General features: G+C 70.3%; 6 protein-coding genes. All 6 read right to left on the reverse strand.

Annotation, left to right across the window (positions count from 1 at the left end):
* Positions 1 to 93: 93 nt before the first annotated feature.
* Entirely contained in the window at positions 94 to 3033 is a 2940-nt protein-coding gene (gene addB / locus QZ814_RS02070) for a double-strand break repair protein AddB (RefSeq protein ID WP_294329413.1), read from the reverse strand.
* 218 nt (positions 3034 to 3251) lie between these two features.
* The gene (locus QZ814_RS02075) at positions 3252 to 4004 is read right to left on the reverse strand and encodes a nucleotidyltransferase family protein (RefSeq protein ID WP_294329414.1); all 753 of its coding nucleotides are present in this window, start codon (positions 4002 to 4004) and stop codon (positions 3252 to 3254) included.
* Positions 4001 to 4972 (reverse strand): phosphotransferase, encoded by a 972-nt coding sequence (locus QZ814_RS02080; RefSeq protein ID WP_294329421.1) that lies wholly within the window; start codon positions 4970 to 4972, stop codon positions 4001 to 4003. The genes QZ814_RS02075 and QZ814_RS02080 overlap by 4 nt, the downstream gene beginning before the upstream one ends.
* Positions 4969 to 5427, reverse strand: a complete 459-nt coding sequence (tsaE, locus tag QZ814_RS02085) for a tRNA (adenosine(37)-N6)-threonylcarbamoyltransferase complex ATPase subunit type 1 TsaE (RefSeq protein ID WP_294329416.1) — start codon at positions 5425 to 5427, stop codon at positions 4969 to 4971. The genes QZ814_RS02080 and tsaE overlap by 4 nt, the downstream gene beginning before the upstream one ends.
* Positions 5428 to 5608: 181 nt before the next feature.
* Positions 5609 to 7948 carry a PAS domain-containing sensor histidine kinase gene (locus tag QZ814_RS02090; protein WP_294329417.1) on the reverse strand — a complete coding sequence of 780 codons (2340 nt, stop codon included), beginning with the start codon at positions 7946 to 7948 and terminating at the stop codon, positions 5609 to 5611.
* 110 nt (positions 7949 to 8058) lie between these two features.
* A partial coding sequence (locus QZ814_RS02095; protein ID WP_294329418.1) for an adenosylhomocysteinase occupies positions 8059 to 8796 on the reverse strand: 738 nt, incomplete at its 5' end.

Here is an 8796-nt window from a genome sequence, read left to right on the forward strand (position 1 = left end):
GGGGAGGGGCTGAACGGTCGCCGCGCTTCTACCACGTCAATCCCTCCCCCAGCCCCTCCCGCAAGCGGGAGGGGAGCGCAAGGTCGACGCGCCTCACTCACGGCCATACCATTCGTCCCGACGCATCAGCTGGTCATATTCGGCATAGGGCGCAAATTCCGGCACCAGCTTGGCGGTGAAGGGGCGGTCGCCGGTGAGCCACTCGCCCGCGGCCGCGGCGAAATGCTCGGCGGCGATCGGGACGAAGTTCTCGGCCGGCACCGGCTCGCGCTTCTTGGGATCGACGGGCGAGTCGATAAAGCCGAACCCGCCACTCTTCGGATTGCGCGCCATCGACCAATATTCGAAGCAGCGCGCGCTGCCCTCGATCCCCTTGAACCCGCCACGCTCGGCGATCAGGCCCAGCAGACCCAGTTGCAGGCTGAACCCGGCCTTCACCGCGCGGGTGCTCGGCGGCTGGCCGGTCTTGTAGTCGACGATCGCGAGCGCGCCGTCGGCGAGCCGGTCGACGCGATCGAATTTGCCGCGGAGCGTGACGCCGGCAAATTCGATCGATCCGTCCCGCTCCACCGCGAGCACCTTGCGCCCCTTCGGCCCCTGCCCGGCCAATTCGCCGGCGATCCAGTCGACCGCCTCGATCAGCCGCGGTTGCCACAAAGCCCGGATCAACGGGTGGGTGCGGGTATCGGCCAGCATCGCTTCGGCACGCGCGCGGAGCAGGTCGGGCCGGCAATCGTCTTCCTCGAACCACTTCTGCAGCACGTCGTGCACCGCCGTCCCGCGCCAGGCTGCGCTGGGATCGGCATCGACGGGTTCGAGCGGCAGCAGCCGAAGCATCCGCCGGGCGTAGAAGGCATAGGGGTCGGCCTTGAGCCGGTCGACTTCAGTGACGGAGATCACCCTGGGCCGGTCCTTCGCCGGTGGTGCCGGCTCCGGCCGCGCGACCGGGGCGAAGGCACCCGGCGCATCGATCGCGGCGATCCAGGCAGCCAGATCGTCCGGCCGCTCCAGGCCGCCCGACAGCGCCTCCAGCCGCAGCCAGAAGCGCGACGCGATGGTCGGTGCGCTGGCGTCGCGGCGTGCGCGGGTGAGCAGCACGTCCCGCGCGCCCAGGCCGATCGCGAGATCATGGGCCGACACACCGATCCGTCGCTCCAGCCCCGGCAGACCCAGCTCGGCGCGGATGCGCGGCGCGAGCCAGGGGTCCGGCGCCGGCAGCCCGGGCCAGACGCCCTCGTTGAGCCCGCCCAGGATCATCAGGTCGGCGCTGTGCAGCCGCGCCTCGATCAGGCCGAGAATGGCGAGCCGCGGATGCCCGCCCTGCGGCGGCCGCACCGCCACTTCGTCCATCAGCGTGCGGAGCATCGGCGGAAGGCTGTCCGGCTCGGCGAGGGCCGGACCATGCGCGGCCTCCCGCTCCAGATCGTCGAGCAGCAGCGCGGCGGCGCGGCCGTCCTCGCGGCTCCACAGCGTGTCGCCGCCCAGCGCCTGCGCGGTTTCGCGAAGGGCCGCGACGAGCCTGGCAAGCGGCTGTGCGCCACCGGCAAACACATTCTCCAGCGGGGCGAGCAGCGGCCGCGCGCGCTCCCACCAGCCAGCGGCCGTTCGACGGAGCGCCCCTTCGCGCCCGCTCTGGTCGGCCAGATGGCCGTCAACCCCGGCAAGCCCCGGCGCCGGCCGCGGCCCACGCAGGGCGAGATCGAGCGCCCGCGCACCGTCCAGCCACGCGGCCCGGTCGTTCGGCCGTACCAGGGGGTGCTTGAGCAACGTCAGCAGCGGCATCGGCGCAAAGGCCTGCGCCGCGGCGTCCGCCAGCGCGAGCAGCAGCGTGCCCGGCGGCGTCAGCGAGAGCGGCTGGCCGGCCGAATCGTCGACCGCGATCCCCCAGCGCGCGCAATGCGCCGCCACGCGTCGGGCGAGCGCGCGATCGGGCGTCACCAGCGCGGCGGTCCGCGCCGGCGTCTCCAGCGCCTCGCGCAACGCCAGCGCGATCGCCTGCGCCTCTTCGGCCGGCGTCGCCAGTTCGAGCGCGCGGACGCCGTCCAGCCGCCGCTCGCCGGCCGGCAGGCCGGACCAGTGATGGGTGAGTTCGGGCGGCTGCATGGCCGAGGCGATCGCCTTGCTGCGCGCCGGCGGCGCGTCGAGCTCGCTGGCGACGCGCCATTGCTGGAACTCGCCGCGCCCCACGCCCATCCGGTCGAGCAGCAGCTTCAGGTGGAATTGCGGGTGAGTCTCCAGGTTGCGGCGCCGCCGGCCGGTGACGGGATCCGGCTGGTGCGGCCCGAGCGCCCCCCATTCCTCGTCGCCCATCGCGGTGGCGAGGCCGGGCAGCACGACCATCCCCTCGGGTAGCCCCGCGACCACGCGCAGCAGCCGCGCAATCGCCGGCGCGGCGGTGGTGATGCCCGCGGCACAGACGAAGCCGCCCGGCGGCATCGCCTTCCAGCGCGCCGAGACGCGGTCGAGCAGCCGCCGCCGTCGCTCCGGCAGGTCGACCCGCCCCAGCGCTACCAGCTCTGCCGGCCAGCGGGTCAGCACGATCTCGAACAGCGCGAGCGAGCGCTCCCAATGCGCCGAGAGCTCGGGCCCGAGCTCCAGATCGCGCAGCCGCTGCGGCGCGACCTCCTCGACCAGCAACTGGTCGAGCGTGGTGCCCAGATCCCCCGCCAGCCGCACCGCTTCCGCCGCATCGAGCCGCGCGTCATGCGCTTGGAGCAGCCGCGCCAGGATCATCCGGCGCTGGAGCGGATCGACCGCGGGCGGCACCGGCTCGGCATCGTCGACCGTCTCGAACACCGCTTCGTCGAGTTCCGGATCGCCGATCGCGACCAGCCGGGGGAGCAGCAGGCCGCCGCCGCTCTCGCGGACAAAGGCGTCCTGCATCGCCCGCTTGGCACGGTTGTTCGGCAACAGCACCACGCCGCGCGCCAGCCGCAGCGGGTCGCTCCCGAAGCGGCGGATCAGCCCGATCGCCAGCGCATCGGCAAAGGCACGATGCGGCGGGATGGTATAAAGGTGGAGGGCGTGCGGCATCCGGCTCGACAGAAAGGGGAACGGAGCGCGAACCTTAGCGATGTTGGAGCAACGAGTGCAACCTTCGAAGCAGCCCTATCCTCCCCCGCCAGGGGGAGGTGTCAGGCGCAGCCTGACGGAGGGGGAGGATGCACGAAGTTTCGAGATGTTCTGGTATCCTCCCCCTCCGTCGCCTTTGGCGACACCTCCCCCCGCCAGGGGGAGGATAGGGAAGCAACTCAGAGTTCGGCCAGCGCCAGTTCGGTCTCGCGGATCGCCTTGGGCGAGCCGACGTCGAACCACAGGCCCTGGTGCACCGCGCCCCACAGGCGGCCGGCCTCCATTGCGCGGTTCCAGAACAGGTTGGTCGAGAACGGCCCCTCCGGCCAGTCGCGGATCACGCGCGGCGAGAGGATCTGCACGCCGGTATAGACGAAGGGCGCCAGACGGCCCGGCTTGCGCCGCTCGGTGATGCGGCCGAACGCATCCAGCCGGAAGTCCCCCTGCCCGCGGTGGCAAGCGGCACGCGCCAGCGGCACCAGCAGCAGCAGCGCGTCCATCCTGGCGTCGTCCCACTGGGCCGACAGCAGCCGGATCGCGTCGCTGGGCCCATCGACCCAGAGATTGTCGCTGTTTACGCACAGGAAAGGCGCGTCGCCCAGCATCTCCCGCGCCTGCACCAGCCCGCCGCCGGTCTCCAGCAACTGGCGGCGCTCGTCGGAAATGCAGAGCTCCATGCCCTTTACCCGGGCGCGCAGATGCGCCTCGAGCTGGTCGGCAAGATAATGGACATTGACCACTGCGCGCTCGACGCCCGCCGCGCCCAGCCGATCGAAGACGTGGTCGATCAGCGGCTTGCCGGCCACGTCGATCAGCGGCTTGGGGCGGGTGACGGTGAGCGGACGCATCCGCTTGCCGAGGCCGGCGGCCATCACCATCGCCGTCTTGGGCACGGGGGCGGCCGGCTGCGGGCGAAGCGAATAGATCGTCATGCCGCCACCTGCATCGGGTCCCCGCGCTTCTCGGGCGGCACATTGGCGGCGAACCAGTCGGCCACCGGCTTCAGCGCCGGATGGGCCAGGTCGCGCTCCAGATAGCGCCAGACGCGCGGGCACAGCGCAGGATAGCGCGGCTTGCCGTCGCGCTTCCACAGCCGGGTGAAGATGCCAAGGATCTTGGCGTTCCGCTGCGCGCCGAGCACGTGATAGGCCATGTCGAACGCCTCCCCCGCGCCGGTCGCCGCGCGATAGCGATCGCGCATCGCCAGCTCGGTCGCCTCCGGCACGTCCCTCCGGGCGTCCTGGAGCAGCGAGACGAGATCATAGGCGGGATGGCCGGCAAGCGCGTCTTGGAAGTCGAGCAGGCCCAGCCCCTCGCCGCCGTCGATCAGCATCAGGTTTTCGGCATGATAGTCGCGCAGCACCGTCACCGGGCGATGCCCCGCCAGCAGTGGTGCCAGCACCGCGTCCCAGGCGTCGCGATAAGCGGCGGTATCGACCTCCAGCCCCACGGCCGGGCAATACCATTCGACGAACAGCGCCGCTTCCCGCTGGTAGACGGCAAGATCATAGGGCGCATCGACGCCTGCCTCGGCGTCATGCAGCTGCACCAGCAGGTCCACCGCCACCCCGTACAGGCCCAGCTCGCGCGCCGGCTCGGCATCGACGGTTTCGCGCAGGCGGACGTCGCCGAAATCCTCGAGCAGCACCAGGCCCTGCGCCAGATCCTCGTGCAGGATCGCGGGCGCGGCAAAGCCGTTGCGGGTCAGCCAGCGCGCGACCGCGAGGAAGGGGCGCGGATCCTCGTGCGGCGGCGGCGCATCCATCAGGATCGCGCTGCGGCCGCCGTCGACCACCCGGAAATAGCGGCGGAACGAGGCATCGCCGGCGACGGGCAGGATATCTGCCCCGCCCCAACCGGCGGAGGCGAGAAAGGCGGGCGCCGCAAGCGGCGGAGTCATGTCAACGGCCATCGGCCTCCCCATGCCGAGGGCACGCGCGCTGTCAAGCGACGGGTGCCGTCGGCCGCGACGTCCAGCGTAAGCCACAAGGCGTCGTGCCAATAGTCGTCGTCCAGCCGCTCGGGCCATTCGACGAGCAGCAACGCATCGTATCGCGCATCGTCCAGCCCCAGTTCCTCGGCTTCTTCCGGATCCTCGATCCGGTAGAGGTCGACGTGCAGCACCGGCAGCCGCACCTCGGGCGGGTCATAGGGCTGGACGATCGCGAAGCTGGGCGACGGCGCCTCGCCCGCCAGCCCCAGCGCGGCGAGCAGCCCGCGCGCGATGCTGGTCTTGCCCGCGCCAAGCGGACCGGACAGCGCGATCACGTCACCGGGGCCAACCACGGCCGCCAGCGCCGCACCCAGCGCCAGGGCCTCGTCCAGCGAGTGCAGCAGGATGGTTTCGGCAGTCATGCGTTCGCAATGCCTTTCTTCCAACAACCCTCGTCATCCCCGCGAAGGCGCGGATCCATTCGCCTGGGCGCTTTAGGAAAGAACCGCAGCATCAGCGCCAATGGATCCCCGCCTCCGCAGGGATGACGGGTGCTGAATTGGTGACACCGAGCGCTTGCCAAGCATGGCTGGACCCGCGCACTCATCCGCGCGGCAACTCCACCGTGACGAGCGTTCCCTGCCCCGGCTCGGAGATCAGCTCGATTCGCCCGCCATGCGCCTCAACGAACTGCTTGGCGAGCGGCAGTCCCAGCCCCAGCGCGCGATCGCCGCCGCGCGAGGTGCCGACCTGGGCAAACCGGTCGAACGCCCGCGCCACCGCTTCCGGTGCCATGCCGGGCCCGTCGTCGCTCACGATCACCCGCGCCACCCGCGCATTGCCGTCGAGATGGAGCAGCACGCGGCCGCCCTCCGGGGTATGCGACACGGCATGGCGCAGCAGATGCTCCACCGTCTGGCGGATGCGGCGGGCATCGCCCTGCACCACGCCGGCCGTCCCGGCATCCTCGATCACCAGCTCGATCGCCTTGCCCTTGGCGAGCGGCGCGATCACGTCCGCCGCGCTGGTCGCGGCGAGTTCGACGTCGACGGTCTCGCGCGCGATCGGCTGGCCCTCGCTCTGGGTCAGATCGAGCACGTCGTCGATCAGCCCGCCGAGCCGGTCCACCGACATCAGAATCGCCTCGACATATTCCTTGCCGTCGGCGCTCAGCTTGCCGGCGAACCCGCCCTGGAGCATCTCGCCGAAGCCCTTGATCGAGGTCAGCGGCGTGCGCAGCTCGTAGCTCATATTGGCGACGAAGGCGGTGCGCACCCGGTCCGCCGCCTCCAGTGCCTCGTTGCGATCGCGCAGCGCCCGCTCCACCCGCTGGCGATCGGTGGTGTCGAGCATCGTCACCAGCGCGTTGCCGTCGGGCAGCGGCACCGCCGCGATGTCGAAATGCCGGCCATTGGCGAAGGTGATGCTGGAGCCGCGCTGCTGGCGATCCTTGGCGGCCAGGCGGATCAGGTCGCCGATGATCTCGGCGCGCGCCGGGTTGACCAGCTTGGCACCCGCCGTCTTGACCAGCGTGGCGATCTGCGGATGCCCGTCGAGAAAGCCGTCCTCGAAGCTCCAGACCTGGCGGAACTTGCGGTTCCACAGTTGCAGCCGCCCCTTGCCGAACACCGCAACCGCCTCGGCCAGACTGTCCAGCGTGGCGGTGCGCACCTGCTGCATCTCGCCATGCTCGCGCTGCAGCTCGAACTGCTGGGTCTGGTCCTCGAAGATCAGCAGCAGGCCGCCTTCCGGCAGCGGCTGGGCGACGACGCGCAGATGGGTGGTGCCGATGCTCCAGCTTTCCTCCACCGCCTCCGGCGCGGTGAACCACTCTCGACGCTCGGCCTTCCACTGGGGAAAGTCGCGCACGTCGGGCAGCTTGCGCGCTTCGCGCATCCGCTCCAGCACGCGATCGAATTCGGGGCGATCGGCCAGCCACTCGTTCTTCATCGCGAACAGGCGACGGAAGGGCTGGTTACAAAATGCGAGGCTGCGGTCCGAACCGAACTGCGCGACACCGGCAGACATGCGATCGAGCATCGCCCGCTGCGCTTCGGCAAAGCGCTTCAGGCCGCCGCGCGCACGCTCCAGTTCCTCGATGTCGACGGCGAAGCCCGCGATCCCGCCGGTGGGCAGCGGCACGTCGTGGAGGCGGAGCATTCGGCGAGCGCCGGCGATGGTGGCCGGCATCGCCGCCGATTGCGGCTCCTGTGTGTCGCGCGCGATGGCGGCGTTGGCGAGCGGCCCGCCCAGTCCGGCGCCGTCGACCAGCTCCAGCCCGCGCGCCACCACATCTTCCGCGTCGCGGCCTTCGACGGCCGAGACATAGGCGGTATTGACCATCAACAGCCGCAGATCGGGCCCGCGATACCACATCGGCATCGGCGCGGCCTCGATCAGCGCGGTCAGCGCATCGAAGGCAGCGCGCAGCCGATCCGCTTCGCGCTCCAGCCCGCCCACCTCGGCCTGGGCATCGGTAGCGTCGAGCACCCAGAGCAGCACGCTGCCGGGCGTCTCCACCGCTTCGGAGGCGCGCTCGCCGAGTACCAGCAGCGTCCGCTCCGATCCGCGCACCGGCAAGGACAGGCGGAAGGACTGGCCGGCCCGCTGCGCCGCCTCGATCTGCTCGCCGAGCAACGTCACGTCCTCGGGTTCGAGTCCCGCATCCTTCTGCGACAATTTGGCGAGCGACTCGACCGGCCCGTCCAGTCCGAGCCAGGTGGCGAGCCGCGGCGACATCTCCATCCGCCCGTCGGCGCGCACCAGCATCGGCAGCGCCGGCGAGGTGCGGGAAAAGCGCAGCAGGCGGCGGTTCTGCTCATAGGCGGTGCGCGCCGCGGCCCGCGCGGCCAGTCCGGCATAGAGCGCCCAGATCGCCGCAATCAGCACAAAGGCGACGACCGCGCCTGCAACGGCCGCGCTGCTCTGCGAGAGAACAATCACCGGAAGAGACGCCCAACAACCATCGTCCCACCCTTAGGCGAATCCGAGCGCAAACGAAAAGGGGCCCGGCAACCGCCGAGCCCCTTCCGGATCATTTTCGATCGATCGGATCAGTAGCGATAGTGATCCGGCTTGAACGGGCCTTCCACCGGCACGCCGATATAGGAGGCCTGCTTCTCGCTCAGCTTCGACAGGTGCACGCCCAGCTTCTCGAGGTGCAGCGCCGCGACCTTCTCGTCGAGGTGCTTCGGCAGCACGTACACTTCGTTCTTGTAGTGCTCGCCGCGGGTCCACAGCTCGATCTGCGCCAGCGTCTGGTTGGTGAAGCTGGCCGACATCACGAAGCTCGGGTGGCCGGTGGCGCAGCCCAGGTTCACCAGGCGGCCCTTGGCGAGCACGATGATCTGCTTGCCGTCCGGGAACTCGACCAGGTCGGTGCCCGGCTTCACTTCGGTCCACTTGTAGTTCGACAGCGCGGCGATCTGGATCTCGCTGTCGAAGTGGCCGATGTTGCAGACGATCGACATGGGCTTCATCGCCTTCATGTGATCGGCGGTGATGACATCGGCGTTGCCGGTGGCGGTGACGAAGATGTCGGCGCGCTTCACGGCCTCATCCATGGTCACGACCTCGAAGCCTTCCATTGCCGCCTGCAGTGCGCAGATCGGGTCGATTTCGGTCACGAGCACGCGCGCACCGCCGTTGCGGAGCGACTGGGCCGAGCCCTTGCCCACGTCGCCGAAACCGGCGACCGCGGCGACCTTGCCCGCCAGCATGACGTCGGTGGCGCGACGGATCGCGTCGACCAGCGATTCCTTGCAGCCATAGAGGTTGTCGAACTTCGACTT

The sequence above is a fragment of the uncultured Sphingomonas sp. genome (assembly GCF_913777625.1).
Lineage (GTDB): Bacteria > Pseudomonadota > Alphaproteobacteria > Sphingomonadales > Sphingomonadaceae > Sphingomonas.

Excerpts from the sequence above, each read along its gene's own strand:
- tsaE (WP_294329416.1), bottom strand. The coding sequence starts at position 5,427 with ATGACTGCCGAAACCATCCTGCTGCACTCGCTGGACGAGGCCCTGGCG.
- QZ814_RS02075 (WP_294329414.1), bottom strand. The coding sequence starts at position 4,004 with ATGACGATCTATTCGCTTCGCCCGCAGCCGGCCGCCCCCGTGCCCAAG.
- QZ814_RS02080 (WP_294329421.1), bottom strand. The coding sequence starts at position 4,972 with ATGACTCCGCCGCTTGCGGCGCCCGCCTTTCTCGCCTCCGCCGGTTGG.
- addB (WP_294329413.1), bottom strand. The coding sequence starts at position 3,033 with ATGCCGCACGCCCTCCACCTTTATACCATCCCGCCGCATCGTGCCTTT.